Source organism: Aquamicrobium terrae (assembly GCF_052978165.1).
Genome location: NZ_JBRKLZ010000001.1, coordinates 1,935,133 through 1,949,599 on the forward strand (window position 1 = coordinate 1,935,133; position 14,467 = coordinate 1,949,599).

Below are 14,467 nucleotides of genomic sequence, written 5' to 3' on the forward strand. Positions count from 1 at the left end.
GAAGCATGGCCCGCATCTACAAGACCCGCACTTGGCACGGCGAACTCTCGCCCTCACTGGAGGAACTGGAGCTGCTGGCGCTGGAGGCCTATGCGCATCTGCCGGACGAATTCCGTACCCTGACCGGTGAGATCGTCATCCAGGTGGCCGAATTCCCCACCGACGAGATCATGGACGACCTGGCGCTGGAAACGCCTTTCGACCTGCTCGGCCTGTTCGAGGGGCGTGGCATCGCCGAGCGCTGGAACCCGGCCACGGGCGAAGGGCCCAACCGCATCACCCTCTACCGCCGCGCCATCCTCGACTACTGGGCCGAGAACGAGGAGACGCTGGGCGACATCATCACCCATGTGCTGATCCACGAGATCGGCCACCATTTCGGCCTTTCCGACGACGACATGGAGCGCATCGAGGCGGCGGCCGAATAGGGCGTATCGCTCGCTTTTTTCCTACCAGTCGCTCAATTTCGTCTCGCCCGCCACATAGTCCTGGCCCTCGATATCCTTCACCACGGCCTGGCCGCAGCGCATGGTCTGCTGCCCGGCGTCATAGGCATAGGTCGGCGAGCCGTAGAGATGCCAGCCCTTGTTCAGCGCCGCCGTCACCTTGTGGCAGAAGCTGGCGTCGTCGACGGCGGTGAGGAAACGGTAGAGTCGCATGGGTTCGTCCTGTGGTGGCGTCGCCGGAGAACATAGGCGGGATCGTGGGCGAAGATCATGCCCCGATGGCAGCCGCTTTCGCCAGAAGTTTTTCGGCCTGCGCCAGATGCAGGCGCTCGACCATGCGCCCGTTCAGGGCTATGACCCCCTTGTCCCGGTTTTCCGGCCGGGCGAACGCTTCCCTTATGGCGCGCGCCGCGGCGAGCGCCGCTTCGGACGGCGCGAAGGCCGCATTGGCCGCCTCGATCTGGGCCGGGTGGATCAGCGTCTTGCCGTCGAACCCCATATTCGCCGCTTCCGAGCACTCACGGGCAAAACCGTCGGCATCGCGGAAGTCGTTGTAGACGCCGTCGAGCATGTCGAGCCCGCCGGCGCGTGCGGCCAGCAATATCTGCATCAGCCATGGCGTGACATAGCGCCGGTCAGGCGTAAGCGCCACGCCGGTTTCCTTGGCGATATCGTTCGTTCCGATCACGAAGCAGGAAAGCCGCGAGGCGGGATCGCGCCCAAGCTCGGCGATCGCGCCGCTGTTCACCAGCGCCCTCGGCGTCTCGATCATCGCCCACAGGCCAATGGCGGCGTCCTCATCGGCCTCGTCCAGCCGGTCATTCGCTTCCAGCACGTCGCGCGCCGTATCCACCTTGGGCAGCAGGATGGCGTCCGGCTTGCAGGCAATCACCGCGGCGAGGTCGTCGGCGCCCCATTCGCTCGACAGGGCATTGATGCGCACCACCATCTCGGTGCGCTGCGGACGGGCGGCGAAGATGCCGGACAGCTTCCGCCGCGCCACCGCCTTCTGGTCCGGCGAAACCGAATCTTCCAGATCCACGATGACGGCATCGCAGGGCAGCCGCCCGATCTTGGCCAGCGCCTTGTCGTTGACGGCAGGCACATACAGCACGGAACGGCGGGGGCGGTTTTGCATCTCGGTCATCTGGTCTTCTTGCCCGGCCGCGCTGGCCCTTGCAAGAGCTTGCGGCAAGAGCATTTTGCAGCCTGACGGAATCGTCTGGCGTTGCACAAATGCGGCAGATAAACAGGCTGAAGCAGCGGCGTTCCGGAGAATGCCGCTCCAGGCGACCAAAGCTGCATTGATCGGCAAAGGCAAATCGGGAATCGCATCATGGCGAAATACGACGTCATCATCATCGGCGGCGCGATCATGGGCGCCTCGCTCGCCTATTATCTGCGCAAGGAAGGTTTTGCGGGACCGATCGCGCTTATCGAGCGCGACCCGCAATTCACCCATTCCGCCACGACGCTGTCGGCCGCCTCGATCCGCCAGCAATTCTCGATCGCCGAGAACATCCGCCTGTCGCGCTTCACGCTCGACCTGTTCCGCCGGCTGAAGGAGGAGTTCGGCGACGAGGCCGACATCGGCTTCCGCGAGGGCGGCTATCTGATCCTCGCCTCGGAGGAGGGGCTGCCGGTGCTCAAGTCCAATCACGATGTGCAACTGGCCGAAGGGGCCGACATCGCGCTGGAGGATGCCGAAGCCCTGATGAGGCGCTTCCCGTGGCTGTCCAGCGAGGGCATCGCCGCCGGCGCTTACGGGGTCAGCGGCGAGGGCTGGTTCGACGCCCACGCCTATCTCTCCCTGTTCCGCAAGGCGCTGCGCGGCATGAAGGTGGATTTCGTCACCGCCTCGGTCGCGGCCATCGAACGGCAGGGCGACGAGGTTACCTCGGTGACCCTCGACACCGGCGAAAGGCTGGAGGCCGGCATTGTCGTCAACGCCGCCGGGCCGAATGCCGGCAAGGTCGCGGCGCTCGCCGGCATCGAGCTGCCGGTGGAACCGCGCAAGCGCAACGTCTTCGTGTTCGAGGCGCGCGAGCGCTATGGCGACATGCCGCTGCTGGTCGACCCTTCCGGCATCTATGTGCGGCCGGAAGGCTCGGTCTACATCACCGGCGGCGCCGAGGACGAAGCGGGCGAGCAGGCCGCCGACCCCGCCGATTTCGAGCCCGACTGGGGCCTGTTCGAGAACGAGATCTGGCCGGTGCTGGCCACCCGCATCCCCGCCTTCGAGGCGATCAAGATGACGCGCGCCTGGGTCGGCCACTACGATTACAACGTGCTCGACCAGAACGCGGTGATCGGCCCGCATCCGCAGGTGGCGAATTTCATCTTCGCCAACGGCTTTTCCGGCCACGGCCTGCAACAGGCGCCCGCCGTCGGCAAGGCGCTGGCCGAGCTGATCGTGCATGGCGCATACCGCACGCTCGACTGCTCGGTGTTCTCCTACCGGCGCATCGCCGAAGGCCGCCCGTTCCGCGAACTCAACGTCATCTGAGCCAGCCCGGCGTCGGTCAGTCTTCGTGCAGCACGAACTCAAGATAGAGATTGCGCTGCAGGATCGACGTGTTGTCGTCCGACATCATCGACACCATGGTGGCGCCGTCGCCGCGCCGCCACACGTCGAGCGCTTCCATATTGTCGATCTGGTAGGCCATGTCGGCCTGCAGCAGCACCGGCCCGTCGACCAGCGCGCCCTTGCCGATGCTGTCGCCGGCAATGCGCCGCAGCCGCATGCCCACGCCGCTCATGATCGTATAGCTGCGCTCCAGGAGAAGCAGGTCGCCATCCGGCAGGAAAGCGCCGTCGGTGATGTCGAAGCCTTCGTGGCGACGAACGGTGAAGATGCCTTTCCTCGGCCCATCGGTCACGGCGGCGAAGATGTTGCCCTGCCTGTCGAGGCTCTTTTCGGTGACCGCCACCAGCGCTCCCTTCAGCGGACCCGAAGCCGGCGCATAGGCGAGGGTCTCGAAGCCGCGGTTCTGGCGCAACTCATGGGCGGGCACGAGAAAGTCGACAGTGCCGGTCGCTGCCTGCATGCCCTCCGGCTCGATGCGGAAGCGGCTGAGGCGATGGCGGCGCTCGAACCCGACGACCGCCTCGCCGTCGCGCACCGCAAGCCCCTCGGCGTCCGCTTCCCATTTGTCGAGGATCGCAGAGCCGGTCGCGTCGGCCATGTGCTGCATGCGCACCTGTTCGAGCCCGGCCGGCCTGCCGTCCGCGTCGCGCGCGATCCTGCCGAACAGCCACATGCCGGTGTCGGTCACCGCCATGAGGTCGCGGCCGGGCGAAAGGAAGCGCATCGAGGAGATGCCGCCGAAGGCACGGGCCGGCGACGTCATCTCCAGCCCGCCGACGAATTCCAGCGGGCCGAAGCGGCTCTCGTCACGGCCGATATGGAAGCGGGAGATCGGCCGGGAGGAAACCTCGACCGCCTGCATCGGAGCGGGATCGGCCAGTACCGGGGCCGGCGCGCCCGCCGCAAGCACAATGGCGAGGACCAGTCCACACAGGAGGCACAACGACGCAGCGGACGCCGGGCGAGGGGGCATCAGGAAAAGGCGAAGCCGCGCATCAGGAGGCCCGCCGCAAGCCGCCGCGGCCGTGCCCGCTTTCCTCCTCGAACAGGCCGGCAAGCTGCTCGGTCATGGCGCCGGCCAGTTCCTCCGCATCGACGATGGTGACGGCGCGGCGGTAGTAGCGGGTGACGTCATGGCCGATGCCGATGGCCAGAAGCTCGACCGGCGAGCGCGTCTCGACCAGGTCGATGACGGCGCGCAGATGCCGCTCCAGATAGTTGCCCGGATTGACCGACAGCGTCGAATCGTCGACCGGCGCGCCGTCCGAGATCATCATCAGGATCTTGCGCTGCTCGGGCCGCGCCATCAGCCGGTGATGCGCCCACAGCAGCGCCTCACCGTCGATGTTCTCCTTTAGCAGGCCCTCGCGCATCATCAGGCCGAGATTGCGCCGGGCCCGCCGCCACGGCGCGTCGGCCGACTTGTAGACGATGTGGCGCAGATCGTTGAGGCGGCCGGGATTGGCCGGCTTGCCGTCCTTCAGCCACTTCTCCCGCGCCTGCCCGCCCTTCCACGCACGGGTGGTGAAGCCGAGGATTTCCACCGAAACGCCGCAGCGTTCCAGCGTGCGGGCGAGGATGTCGGCGCAGGTGGCCGCCACCGTGATCGGGCGGCCGCGCATCGAGCCCGAATTGTCGAGCACCAGCGTCACCACCGTGTCGCGGAACTTGGTGTCGCGCTCCTGCTTGAAGGAGAGCGGCTGCATGGGATCGATGACCACGCGCACCAGCCGCGCCGGATCGAGATAGCCTTCCTCGAGGTCGAAGTCCCAGGAGCGGTTCTGCTGCGCCATCAGGCGGCGCTGCAGGCGGTTGGCCAGCCGGCCGACCACGCCCTGAAGATTGGCGAGTTGCTTGTCGAGGAAGGCGCGCAGCCGGTCCAGCTCCTCCTCCTCGCACAGCTCCTCGGCGCCGACGGTCTCGTCGAACTGGGTCGTATAGACCTTGTAGTCCATGTCCCTGGCCAGATTGGCGAAGGGATTGTCGCCGCGCCGGGCCTCGCCGGGATTTTCGGCGTCGGCATCGTCGTCGTCCGACAGGTCCTCGGACATGGCGTCGTCGGCTTCCGCCTCGGCCTGCGACTGGTCCTCCTCGGAAGCGGCGGCATCCTCGGCCTGGGCTTCCTCGGAGCCGGAATCTTCCTCGCCGCCTTCCTCGGAATCCTCGCCGCCCTGCGGTTCCTCCTCCTGGTCGTCCTCGGTTTCTTCCGTCTCGTCGTCGTCCTCGAATTCCTCGGCCATGTTCATGGAGGCGAGCATGTCGCGCACCACGCGGCCGAACGCCTGCTGGTCTTCCAGCCTGGCGCCGAGCCCATTAAGGCTCTCGCCGGCCTTCTCCTCGATCCAGCCGCGCCACAGCTCCACCAGCCGCTCGGCGCTCTTCGGCACGGGCTGGCCGGTCAGCCGCTCGCGCACCACAAGCGCCACGGCCTCTTCCAGCGGCGCCTCGTCCCTGTCCCGCACCTCGGCCAGATTGGCCTTGGCGTATTTGTCTTCCAGCATGGCGCCGATATTGCCGGCCACGCCGGCCATGGCGCGCGCGCCGATCGCCTCGACGCGGGCCTGCTCGACGGCGTCATAGACGGCGCGCGCCTGCTTGCCTTCCGGGGTGAGCCTTGTGTGGATGCGCTGGTCGTGGCAGGCGCGGCGCAGCGCCATGGAATCGCCGATGCCGCGCGTCACCGCGATATCGGCCGCCGTCGCCTTCTTCGGCAGCTCGGGCAGCCGCGCCCGGTTGCCGGCCATGGCCGGCTTGTCCTTGGCGAAGGAAACCTCCATCTCCCGGTCGTTGGAGATGGCGCGCATGGCCACCGTCATGGCCCGCTTGAAACCGTCGGTTTCAGCGCCGGACTTGGGTTTGTTTCGCGTGTTGTCGCCGGGCCCCGCCATGATCCTGCCTGCCTGTCAGCGCGAACGGCCGTCCACCTGATGCGGCTGAAGCGCATCGAGGTCGACGCCATCGAGGCAGCGCACATTCACCGCCACCATCTTCTTGCCATCGGGCATGGCGCCGCGCGCGAAGGATTCCATGCCGCAGGAAGCGCAGAACAGATGCTCGATGGTCTTGGAGTTGAAACGATAGTCGGTGAGGTCGGCCGCGCCGCTTTCCAGCGTGAAGTTCTCGGCCGGCGTGAAGGCCAGGATGCTGCCGCGCTTGGCGCAGTAGGAACAGTTGCAGGTGATGGGGCTCGAAAGATCGACCTCCACGCTGAACCGCACCTTGCCGCAATGGCAGCCGCCCTGATAGCTCACCTTCTCCTCCCGATCATCCCAGAACGACGTTGGCCGCGCTTTCGGGCAGGTCCTCCCCGAACACGCGCTGGTAGAACTCGGCCACCACGGGCCGCTCCAGCTCGTCGCACTTGTTGAGGAAGGTCAGGCGGAAGGCCATGCCGACATCCTCGAAGATTTCCGCGTTCTCGGCCCAGGTGATGACCGTGCGCGGGCTCATCACCGTCGACAGGTCGCCGTTGATGAAGGCCGAGCGCGTCATGTCGGCCACCCGCACCATCTTGTTGACGATGTCGCGGCCCTTGTCGGTGCGGTAGTGCTTGGCCTTTGCCAGCACGATGTTCACCTCGTTGTCGTGCGGCAGGTAGTTCAGCGTGGTGACGATCGACCAGCGGTCCATCTGCGCCTGGTTGATCTGCTGCGTGCCGTGATAGAGGCCGGTGGTGTCGCCGAGGCCGACCGTGTTGGCGGTGGCGAAGATGCGGAAGGCCGGGTGCGGGCGGATGACGCGGCTCTGGTCGAGCAGGGTCAGGCGGCCGGAAGCCTCCAGCACGCGCTGGATGACGAACATCACGTCCGGGCGGCCCGCATCGTATTCGTCGAAGCACAGCGCCACGTTGCGCTGATAGGCCCAGGGCAGGATGCCGTCGCGGAATTCCGTCACCTGCTTGCCGTCCTGCAGCACGATGGCGTCCTTGCCGACCAGGTCGATACGGCTGACATGGCTGTCGAGGTTGACGCGCACGCACGGCCAGTTGAGACGCGCCGCGACCTGCTCGATATGGGTCGACTTGCCGGTGCCGTGATAGCCCGACACCATCACCCGGCGGTTGTAGGCGAAGCCCGCCAGGATGGCGAGGGTGGTGTTCCGGTCGAACAGATAGTCCGGATCGACGTCGGGCACATGCTCGCTCGGCGCGGCATAGGCCGGCACGACCATCTTCGACTCGAACCCGAAAGTATCCTTCACCGAAACCGTGGTATCCGGCAGGTTGGCAATGTCTCGTTCGACCTTGTTCATGATGCTTCCAACGTCTCCGCAGGCGAAAGAAAGTCCGTGCCTTCGCCGGTAATCATGGTTTGTCCGGGGCGGTCTTAAAGCCTTTTCCAGCCGGATGAAAGTTGGAAAAGCACTCTGGCCCTGTCATTGGAGCGCCGTGCGTCCTTCCGGACGCACAAAGGACGCTCCAACACTTCAATTGAGCATCGGGAATATTCCGAAAGCCGTTCCACTTTCCGGTCCGATGCTCCAGCGTCGTGCGTCCTTCCGGACGCCCCGCTGCGGCCCTGCTTCAGCACAGGCCCGCCTGCTTGAGCACGCGATAGGCCTGCAGCACGTCGCGGAACCGGTCTTCCGATCCTCTGTCGCCCCCATTCGCGTCAGGATGATGGCGTTTGACCAGTTCCTTGTAGCGTGACTTGATCTGCTTGGCCGTCGCCTCGGCGGTCAGGCCCAGCGTCTCCAGCGCCTTGGCCTCCAGCGGGCGCGCCTTGCGCTGGCGCGGCGGCGTGTTGGGATCGGTGCCGAAAATGTTGAACGGGTCGCGCATGCGGTTGTAGTAGCCGGCGCGCCCCGAGCGCATCTGGGCGAAATCCGGCGCCGAGCGGGCCGCGTTGTTGACGCCCATCTTCCAGGTCGGCCGATGGCCGGTCAGCGCCTCCTTCTGGAAGCGGGCGACCTCCGAATCCGAGACGCCGGAGAAGTAGTTGAAGCTCTTGTTGTACTCGCGCACATGGTCGAAGCAGAAGCGGAAATACTCGCCCTCGCGCATGCGGCCGACCGGGGCGCGATGGGTGCCGGGCTCCCGGCAGCCGTCCCACTGGCACAGCGGCGCCTGCGTCTTCGCTTCCGCGTCCTTGTCGCGGCGGATGCGAATCTTATCGAAATATTTCGGATACGGTTTCATTTGCCCGATCTATGGAGCCTTCGCCGCCGCGAAACAAGAATTGACATTTGCGCTTTCCTGCCCCTAACCCCTCGCCGGCAGGGATCATGCGCGATTTTGCGCATTGTGTGACGGCAATGCTCGTATTACGAGCCCGAAATGGCGCGATACGGGCCATATGGTGAGGAGGCGGGACGATGTCCAGACAGGCACGGATCGAAGAGAAGCTGAACGCGGCCTTTGCACCCGAACGGCTCGCCGTCGTCAACGAAAGCCATCTCCATGCCGGCCATCACGACCATGATTCCGACGGAACCTTCGACGGCGCCGGCGAGACCCATTTCCGGGTGCGCATCGTCGCCGCCGCCTTTGCCGGCATGAGCCGGGTCGAGCGCCACCGGGCCGTCAACGAGGCGCTGGCCGGCGAGATCGCCGCCGGGCTGCACGCGCTGGCCGTGGAACCGGCGGCGCCCGGCGAGAAGGTGCGCTGGTAGGCCATGAACGAACCGCTCTGCAAGCGACTGGCCGCCGAAGTCGTCGGCTCGGCATTCCTGCTGGCCACCATCGTCGGCACCAGCATCATGGGCGCGAAGCTGGCGGCGGGCGCGCCCGCCATGGCGCTGTTCGTCACCTCGACCTCGGCCGGCGCCATGCTGACGGTGCTGATCTGGCTGTTCGGGCCGGTCTCGGGCGCCCATCTCAACCCCGTGGTCAGCCTCGCCTTCGCCGCCAACGGCCAGCTCGCTTGGCGCGATGTCCTTCCCTACGGCCTCGCCCAGCTTGCCGGCTTCGCCATCGGCCTGTGGAGCGCCCACGCCATGTTCGAGCTGCCTGTGCTGCAAATGGCCGTCACCACCCGCACCGGCGCCGGCCATTGGCTGGCCGAGGCGATCGCGACCTTCGGCCTGATCCTCGTCATTCTCGGCTGCGTCGCGCGCAGGCCCTCGGTGGTGCCGGCGGCCGTCGGCCTCTACATCGCCGCGGCCTACTGGTTCACCGCCTCCACCGCTTTCGCCAATCCGGCCATGACGCTGGTCCGCGCCCTCACGGCCACGCCGGCCGGCATCCTGCCGCAGCACGTTTTCGGCTTTGCCGCCGCCGAGATCACGGGCGCGGCGCTGGCCATTCTCGCCGGGCGCTATTTCTGGCCCGCGCCTAGGTCCGTTCCGGATCAGGCCGGGGCACCGCCTCAAGGGATACCGGCCTGATCCTCAGCCGCGCGATGCGGTTCTTGTCGCGCTTCATCACCACGAAGCGCTTGCCGTGGAAGGTGAAGGCCTGCTTCTCGTCGGGAATAGACTGCGTCTCGTGGATGACGAGGCCGGCAATGGTCGTCGCCTCCTCGTCGGGCAGGTCCCAGTCGAGGGCGCGGTTGAGGTCGCGGATCGGCACGGTGCCGTCGACCACCACCGAACCGTCGGCCTCCTTCTTCACGCCGGCCAGGTCGATGTCGCCCTCGTCGGCGATCTCGCCGACGATCTCCTCGATGATGTCGCCCAGCGTCACCAGCCCTTCGACCTCGCCATATTCGTCGACGACGATGGCGAAATGCGCCTTGCGCCTAAGAAACGCGTTGAGCTGTTCCTGCAAGGTGGTGGTGTCGGGCACGAACCACGGCCGCTCGGCGAACTTCATCAGGTCGACGCGGGCAAGATCGTTGCCGGCCTCGTCCAGCGCGCGCAGCACGTCCTTGGCGTGCAGCACGCCGACGATGTTGTCGAGCGAGCCGCGCCACAGCGGTATGCGGGTGTTGGGGCTTTGCAGGATTTCCCGCACGATGGCTTCCGGCGGATTGTCGGCATTGACCGAGCGCATGTTGGTGCGGTGGACCATAACGTCGGAGACTTCAAGCTCGTCCAGCTCGAAGCGCTCGCCGAGCCATTGCCGGTCCGAGCGCGCCCCGTTGCCGCGCGGGCTTTCCTCGCGCCGCCCTTCGCCGCCGGCCTGGTCGGCACGCACATAGCCGATGGCCCGCGCCAGCCTGTGGCGCAGCAGGAAGGCGGCGGCGCCGAGCGCCGCCAGTATCAGGGCGACGATCCAGCCGGCTTCCTTCATCCCGGATGGTTCTCCTTCAGGAAGGCCAGAACCTCCGAGACCGGCACGTCGCGGGCGATGAAGGACTGGCCGATGCCGCGCGTCAGGATGAAGGTCAGCGCGCCGCGGCTGACCTTCTTGTCCTGCGCGATGAAGGAAAGCAGCGCGTCGGCATCCGGCAGGCCGCCCGGAACGTCGGCCATCCGCCACGGCAGGCCGACGGCCTTGAGATGGGCCTCGACGCGGGCCGCATCGTCGGGGCTGGCAAGGTTCATGCGCGCCGAGAAGCGGTGCGCCAGCGCCATGCCGATGGCCACGCCCTCGCCGTGGACGAGGCGGGCGCCGTCATAGGCCACCGCCGCCTCCAGCGCATGGCCGAAGGTGTGGCCGAGATTGAGCAGCGCCCGGTCGCCGGTCTCGAACTCGTCGCGCGCCACCACGTCGGCCTTGGCCCGGCAGGATTGCGCGATGGCCTCGATGCGGGCCGGCCCGCCGGCAAACACCTCCTGCCAGTTCGCCTCCAGCCAGGCGAAGAAATCCGGCCGGTCGATCAGCCCGTATTTGGCGACCTCGGCATAGCCGGCGCGGAATTCGCGGATCGGCAGCGTATCGAGCACGGCGGTGTCGGCCAGCACCAGCTTCGGCTGGTGGAACACGCCGATCAGGTTCTTGCCACGCGCACTGTTGATGCCGGTCTTGCCGCCGACCGAGGAATCGACCTGTGCCAGCAGCGAGGTCGGCATCTGCACGAAATTCATGCCGCGCCGCACGATGCCGGCGGCAAAGCCGGCCAGGTCGCCGATAACGCCGCCGCCGAAGGCGATGACCGCGTCGCCGCGCTCCAGCCGCGCCGCCAGCACGCCGTCGACCACTTCCTGAAGGGCAGCGAAGCTCTTGGTCTTCTCGCCCGCCGGCAGCACGATGGTGGAGGACGCGATGCCGCCCCGGTCGAGCCCGGTCTTCAGCATCTCCAGGTGTCGCTGCGCCACGTTCTCGTCGGTGACGATGGCGGCACGGATGCCCGGCAGGCGCCGGCCGATCTCGGCCCCGGCGCGCGCGACCAGGCCCGGCCCGATCAATATGTCGTAGGCCCGCTCGCCGAGCCCCACCTCGACCCTCACATCTTCGCTCACGGCTACGTCTTCGCTCACTGGTCCACCTCGCTGGAAACCTTCATATGCCGGCCGATCGCCTCGATGACCTCGGCGGCGATCACGTCCTTGGATTCGTCGCGGGTCACCACTGTGGCGTCGGCCAGCGCATACACCGGGTAGCGCTCGTCCATCAGCCGTCTCAGCACGCCGCGCGGGTCGGGGTCGCGCAGCAGCGGCCGGTTCTGCTTCTTCGACACCCGCTCCATGAGCAGGTCGAGATCGGCCTTCAGCCACACCGAAACGCCATGGCCCGCGATGGCCGCGCGCGTCTGTTCGTTCATATAGGCGCCGCCGCCGGTGGACAGCACCCTGGGCCCGGTTTCCAGGATGCGGGCGATGACCCGCTGCTCCAGCGCCCGGAACTCCGGCTCGCCATAGGCCTCGAACAGTTCGGGAATGGTCATGCGCGACACGTCCTCGATTTCGTGGTCGCTGTCGACGAAGGGCAGGCCGAGCGTGGCCGCCACCTTGCGGCCGATCGAGGTCTTGCCCGCCCCCATCAGGCCGACAAGCACGATGGAGCGCTTGCCCAGCCTGTCGAGGAGGGCGGCGCGGTCGGCCTGCGATGCGGAGGCGTGCTGTGCGTTCATCGTGGCGTATCGACATGAAAAGCCGGGTTGCGTCAAGCAGCACAAGGCAGCGCGGGCCGCGGCATGCCCTTGAAATGGCGGCGGCGGCGCCTCATAAGGGGACAATTCCGGGCCGGCGAGAAAGAACCAGCGAAAATTCATGCCGACACTGTTCCGTTTCGTCGTCACGCTCGCCGTACTGGCCGGCATCGTCTATGGCGCCATGGTGGCGCTGGTCATGTTCGTGGAGCCGAAGCAGGCGGAACTCAGCGTGCGCATCCCGCCCGAAAAGCTGAACCCGCAAAGATAGGCTGCCGCCGGCCATGAAGGACGCCGCCCGCATCGAAGCCTTCCTCGAGATGATGAGCGCGGAACGCGGCGCCGCCCGCAACACGCTGGACTCCTACCGCCGCGATCTCGAGGATGCCTCGGACATCATCGGGGGCGGACTGGCCGGGGCCGATGCGGCCGCACTGCGCGCCTATCTGGACGACATCGCCGGGCGCGGCTTCGCCGCCTCCTCGCAGGCCCGCAAGCTTTCGGCGCTGCGCCAGTTCTTCGCCTTCCTCTATGCCGAGGGGCTGCGGGCGGACGATCCCACCGGCACGCTCGACAGCCCGAAGAAGAAGAAAGCGCTGCCCAGGATCATGAGCGAGGCCGACACCGGCCGCCTGCTCGACCGCGCGGCCCTGGAGGCCGCCGACCCCGCCTTGGCCGGCGGCGACGCCGTTGCCGCGCTGCGCCTGCACACGCTGGTCGAGGTGCTCTATGCGACCGGCCTGCGCGTCTCCGAGCTGGTCGGCCTGCCCGTCGCGGTCGCCCTGCGCGACGAGCGTTTCTTCATGGTCAAGGGCAAAGGCGGCAAGGAGCGCATGGTGCCGCTTTCGGCCAAGGCGCGCGCCGCCATGCAGGCCTGGCTGGCGGCACGGGCCAAGGTGCCGGCCTTCGCCGAGAGCCCGTTCCTGTTCCCGGCCGCCTCCGCGAGCGGCTATCTTGCAAGGCAGGTCTTCGCCCGCGACCTCAAGGGCCTTGCCGCGCGGGCCGGCATTTCGGCGGCGAAGATCTCGCCGCACGTGCTGCGCCATGCCTTTGCCAGCCACCTGCTGCAGAACGGCGCCGATCTTCGCGCCGTGCAGCAGTTGCTCGGCCATGCCGACATCTCCACCACCCAGATCTACACCCATGTGCTGGCAGAGCGGCTGGTGCGGCTGGTCAATGACCACCATCCGCTTGCCGACTAGGCCTCATATCGTTATGTGAGGGCGACATTTCGCGCCTGATAACCTTCCGTTCAGGGTTGCGCAGGCATCAATCAACGCCATTTCCGGCGCACTGGTCCGCTCACGAATGTACAATTACCTCGACTTCGAAAAACCGGTTGCCGATCTCGAAGGCAAGATCCTGGAACTGAAGAAGCTTGCCGAAGGCGGCGAGTCCGTGGACGTTGCCGACGAGATCGCCCGGCTTGAAAAGCGCTCCCGCGACGCGCTCCGCGATCTCTACAAGGCGCTGAGCCCGTGGCAGAAGGTGCAGGTGGCGCGCCATCCCGACCGTCCCCATTGCCTCGACTATGTCAGGGGCCTGTTCACCGAATTCACGCCGCTGGCCGGCGACCGCACCTTCGGCGAGGACCAGGCGCTGGTCGGCGGCTTCGCCCGCTTCCGCGGCGAGCCGGTGGCGATCCTCGGCCAGGAAAAAGGTTCCGATACCGCCAGCCGGCTGAAGCACAATTTCGGCTCGGTGCGCCCCGAGGGCTACCGCAAGGCGGTGCGCATCATGGAACTGGCCGACCGCTTCGGCATCCCGCTGATCTCGCTGGTCGACACGGCCGGCGCCTATCCCGGCGTCGGCGCCGAGGAACGCGGCCAGGCCGAGGCCATTGCGCGTTCGACCTCGGCCGGTCTCGGCCTGAAGGTCCCGTCCATCGCGGTGATCATCGGCGAGGGCGGCTCGGGCGGCGCCATCGCCATCGCCACCGCCAACCGGGTCTACATGCTCGAGCACGCCATCTATTCGGTGATCTCGCCGGAGGGCGCGGCTTCCATCCTGTGGCGCGACACCACCCGCTCCAGGGATGCGGCGACCAACATGAAGATCACCGCGCAGGACCTGCTCAATCTCAAGATCGTCGATGCCGTGATCCCCGAGCCGCTCGGCGGCGCCCATCGTGCGCCCGAAGCGGTCATCACCGCCACCGGCGACCTGATCGCCCGCACCATGAAGGAATTCGGCGAAGGCAATGTCGATTTCCGCGAGCAACGGCGTGAAAAATACCTGGCGATGGGTCGCAACCTCTGATCGTTGCGCCCACAACCGCATTTTCGCCATAAAGATGCCGCCGCATCCCCCGTAACGAAGCTGTGAAGGCCGTTTGGGGGTCAAGGCACATCCGGCCGGCTTGCGGTAAGGATTTTGCAAGGTTAACGAGACTAAGACAATTCTAGGAAAATGCGCGGCGATTCCTTGGCCGGGTAGGTTTCAGGGAATTGGACGGTTTCACCGGTTGATCTGAAGGTGCAATCGTCCGGGGCCGCCAGATTTGAGACATCACCCGGCCGGCA

17 protein-coding genes are annotated in these 14,467 nt (G+C 66.7%); 7 read left to right on the forward strand and 10 right to left on the reverse strand.

The annotated features are described in order from the left end of the window. Positions 1-5 precede the first annotated feature (5 nt). Positions 6-428 (forward strand): metallopeptidase family protein, encoded by a 423-nt coding sequence (locus ACVCNR_RS09720; RefSeq protein ID WP_354193215.1) that lies wholly within the window; start codon positions 6-8, stop codon positions 426-428. A gap of 21 nt (positions 429-449) precedes the next feature. Here ACVCNR_RS09720 and ACVCNR_RS09725 read toward each other — a convergent pair whose 3' ends face one another. Both ACVCNR_RS09725 and ACVCNR_RS09730 read right to left on the reverse strand, forming a co-directional pair. Continuing rightward, positions 450-659, reverse strand: coding sequence for a DUF1737 domain-containing protein (locus ACVCNR_RS09725; protein WP_354193214.1), 210 nt, complete (start codon positions 657-659; stop codon positions 450-452). A gap of 55 nt (positions 660-714) precedes the next feature. Next, entirely contained in the window at positions 715-1,593 is an 879-nt protein-coding gene (locus tag ACVCNR_RS09730; RefSeq protein ID WP_447074599.1) for an HpcH/HpaI aldolase/citrate lyase family protein, read from the reverse strand. A gap of 189 nt (positions 1,594-1,782) precedes the next feature. Here ACVCNR_RS09730 and ACVCNR_RS09735 point away from each other — a divergent pair, with 189 nt between their 5' ends. Beyond that, positions 1,783-2,952, forward strand: a complete 1,170-nt coding sequence (locus ACVCNR_RS09735) for an NAD(P)/FAD-dependent oxidoreductase (RefSeq protein WP_447074600.1) — start codon at positions 1,783-1,785, stop codon at positions 2,950-2,952. Between the two features lie 16 nt (positions 2,953-2,968). Here ACVCNR_RS09735 and ACVCNR_RS09740 read toward each other — a convergent pair whose 3' ends face one another. The 5 genes from ACVCNR_RS09740 to ACVCNR_RS09760 all read right to left on the reverse strand — a co-directional run bounded on the left by ACVCNR_RS09740 (position 2,969) and on the right by ACVCNR_RS09760 (position 8,170). Next, a complete protein-coding gene (locus ACVCNR_RS09740; RefSeq protein ID WP_447074601.1) occupies positions 2,969-4,006 on the reverse strand; it encodes an esterase-like activity of phytase family protein in 1,038 nt (345 codons plus the stop codon). Positions 4,007-4,028: 22 nt separating this feature from the next. After that, on the reverse strand, positions 4,029-5,921 hold the full coding sequence (gene cobT / locus ACVCNR_RS09745; protein WP_447074602.1) for a cobaltochelatase subunit CobT: 1,893 nt from the start codon (positions 5,919-5,921) through the stop codon (positions 4,029-4,031). 15 nt (positions 5,922-5,936) lie between these two features. Next, positions 5,937-6,284: a GFA family protein gene (locus tag ACVCNR_RS09750; RefSeq protein ID WP_354193208.1), complete on the reverse strand. Its 348-nt coding sequence runs from the start codon at positions 6,282-6,284 to the stop codon at positions 5,937-5,939. 13 nt (positions 6,285-6,297) lie between these two features. After that, the gene (gene cobS / locus ACVCNR_RS09755) at positions 6,298-7,284 is read right to left on the reverse strand and encodes a cobaltochelatase subunit CobS (RefSeq protein ID WP_354193207.1); all 987 of its coding nucleotides are present in this window, start codon (positions 7,282-7,284) and stop codon (positions 6,298-6,300) included. A gap of 271 nt (positions 7,285-7,555) precedes the next feature. Beyond that, positions 7,556-8,170, reverse strand: coding sequence for a J domain-containing protein (locus tag ACVCNR_RS09760; RefSeq protein WP_354193205.1), 615 nt, complete (start codon positions 8,168-8,170; stop codon positions 7,556-7,558). Positions 8,171-8,346: 176 nt separating this feature from the next. On the opposite strand from ACVCNR_RS09760, the gene ACVCNR_RS09765 reads away from it, so the two are divergent. Together ACVCNR_RS09765 and ACVCNR_RS09770 are read left to right on the forward strand one after the other, a co-directional pair. Then, positions 8,347-8,643 (forward strand): BolA family protein, encoded by a 297-nt coding sequence (locus ACVCNR_RS09765; RefSeq protein WP_354193204.1) that lies wholly within the window; start codon positions 8,347-8,349, stop codon positions 8,641-8,643. Between the two features lie 3 nt (positions 8,644-8,646). Beyond that, positions 8,647-9,357, forward strand: coding sequence for an aquaporin (locus ACVCNR_RS09770; protein WP_447074603.1), 711 nt, complete (start codon positions 8,647-8,649; stop codon positions 9,355-9,357). Here the strand turns inward: ACVCNR_RS09770 and ACVCNR_RS09775 are convergent. Genes ACVCNR_RS09775 through ACVCNR_RS09785 form a run of 3 tightly spaced genes read right to left on the reverse strand, consistent with a single transcriptional unit; the run spans position 9,305 to position 11,927 of the window. Continuing rightward, on the reverse strand, positions 9,305-10,204 hold the full coding sequence (locus ACVCNR_RS09775) for a transporter associated domain-containing protein (RefSeq protein WP_354193202.1): 900 nt from the start codon (positions 10,202-10,204) through the stop codon (positions 9,305-9,307). The two genes, ACVCNR_RS09770 and ACVCNR_RS09775, sit on opposite strands and share 53 nt — an antisense overlap. Beyond that, entirely contained in the window at positions 10,201-11,316 is a 1,116-nt protein-coding gene (gene aroB, locus ACVCNR_RS09780; RefSeq protein ID WP_447074604.1) for a 3-dehydroquinate synthase, read from the reverse strand. Before aroB ends, ACVCNR_RS09775 begins: the two co-directional genes overlap by 4 nt. Before the next feature lie 14 nt (positions 11,317-11,330). Then, a complete protein-coding gene (locus ACVCNR_RS09785; protein ID WP_447074606.1) occupies positions 11,331-11,927 on the reverse strand; it encodes a shikimate kinase in 597 nt (198 codons plus the stop codon). 139 nt (positions 11,928-12,066) lie between these two features. Here ACVCNR_RS09785 and ACVCNR_RS09790 point away from each other — a divergent pair, with 139 nt between their 5' ends. The 3 genes from ACVCNR_RS09790 to ACVCNR_RS09800 all read left to right on the forward strand — a co-directional run bounded on the left by ACVCNR_RS09790 (position 12,067) and on the right by ACVCNR_RS09800 (position 14,204). Beyond that, the gene (locus ACVCNR_RS09790; RefSeq protein WP_354193198.1) at positions 12,067-12,216 is read left to right on the forward strand and encodes a histidine kinase; all 150 of its coding nucleotides are present in this window, start codon (positions 12,067-12,069) and stop codon (positions 12,214-12,216) included. Positions 12,217-12,229: 13 nt separating this feature from the next. Then, a complete protein-coding gene (locus tag ACVCNR_RS09795) occupies positions 12,230-13,147 on the forward strand; it encodes a site-specific tyrosine recombinase XerD (RefSeq protein ID WP_447074607.1) in 918 nt (305 codons plus the stop codon). A 106-nt stretch (positions 13,148-13,253) separates the two neighbouring features. Continuing rightward, entirely contained in the window at positions 13,254-14,204 is a 951-nt protein-coding gene (locus ACVCNR_RS09800; protein WP_447074609.1) for an acetyl-CoA carboxylase carboxyltransferase subunit alpha, read from the forward strand. Positions 14,205-14,467: the final 263 nt, after the last annotated feature.

What these genes read in the sequence shown, in the direction of transcription:
- ACVCNR_RS09720 (WP_354193215.1), top strand. Translation starts at nt 6, where the DNA reads ATGGCCCGCATCTACAAGACCCGCACTTGGCACGGCGAACTCTCGCCC.
- ACVCNR_RS09725 (WP_354193214.1), bottom strand. Translation starts at nt 659, where the DNA reads ATGCGACTCTACCGTTTCCTCACCGCCGTCGACGACGCCAGCTTCTGC.
- ACVCNR_RS09730 (WP_447074599.1), bottom strand. Translation starts at nt 1,593, where the DNA reads ATGACCGAGATGCAAAACCGCCCCCGCCGTTCCGTGCTGTATGTGCCT.
- ACVCNR_RS09735 (WP_447074600.1), top strand. Translation starts at nt 1,783, where the DNA reads ATGGCGAAATACGACGTCATCATCATCGGCGGCGCGATCATGGGCGCC.
- ACVCNR_RS09740 (WP_447074601.1), bottom strand. Translation starts at nt 4,006, where the DNA reads ATGCCCCCTCGCCCGGCGTCCGCTGCGTCGTTGTGCCTCCTGTGTGGA.
- cobT (WP_447074602.1), bottom strand. Translation starts at nt 5,921, where the DNA reads ATGGCGGGGCCCGGCGACAACACGCGAAACAAACCCAAGTCCGGCGCT.
- cobS (WP_354193207.1), bottom strand. Translation starts at nt 7,284, where the DNA reads ATGAACAAGGTCGAACGAGACATTGCCAACCTGCCGGATACCACGGTT.
- ACVCNR_RS09760 (WP_354193205.1), bottom strand. Translation starts at nt 8,170, where the DNA reads ATGAAACCGTATCCGAAATATTTCGATAAGATTCGCATCCGCCGCGAC.
- ACVCNR_RS09765 (WP_354193204.1), top strand. Translation starts at nt 8,347, where the DNA reads ATGTCCAGACAGGCACGGATCGAAGAGAAGCTGAACGCGGCCTTTGCA.
- ACVCNR_RS09770 (WP_447074603.1), top strand. Translation starts at nt 8,647, where the DNA reads ATGAACGAACCGCTCTGCAAGCGACTGGCCGCCGAAGTCGTCGGCTCG.
- ACVCNR_RS09775 (WP_354193202.1), bottom strand. Translation starts at nt 10,204, where the DNA reads ATGAAGGAAGCCGGCTGGATCGTCGCCCTGATACTGGCGGCGCTCGGC.
- ACVCNR_RS09785 (WP_447074606.1), bottom strand. Translation starts at nt 11,927, where the DNA reads ATGAACGCACAGCACGCCTCCGCATCGCAGGCCGACCGCGCCGCCCTC.
- ACVCNR_RS09790 (WP_354193198.1), top strand. Translation starts at nt 12,067, where the DNA reads ATGCCGACACTGTTCCGTTTCGTCGTCACGCTCGCCGTACTGGCCGGC.
- ACVCNR_RS09795 (WP_447074607.1), top strand. Translation starts at nt 12,230, where the DNA reads ATGAAGGACGCCGCCCGCATCGAAGCCTTCCTCGAGATGATGAGCGCG.
- ACVCNR_RS09800 (WP_447074609.1), top strand. Translation starts at nt 13,254, where the DNA reads ATGTACAATTACCTCGACTTCGAAAAACCGGTTGCCGATCTCGAAGGC.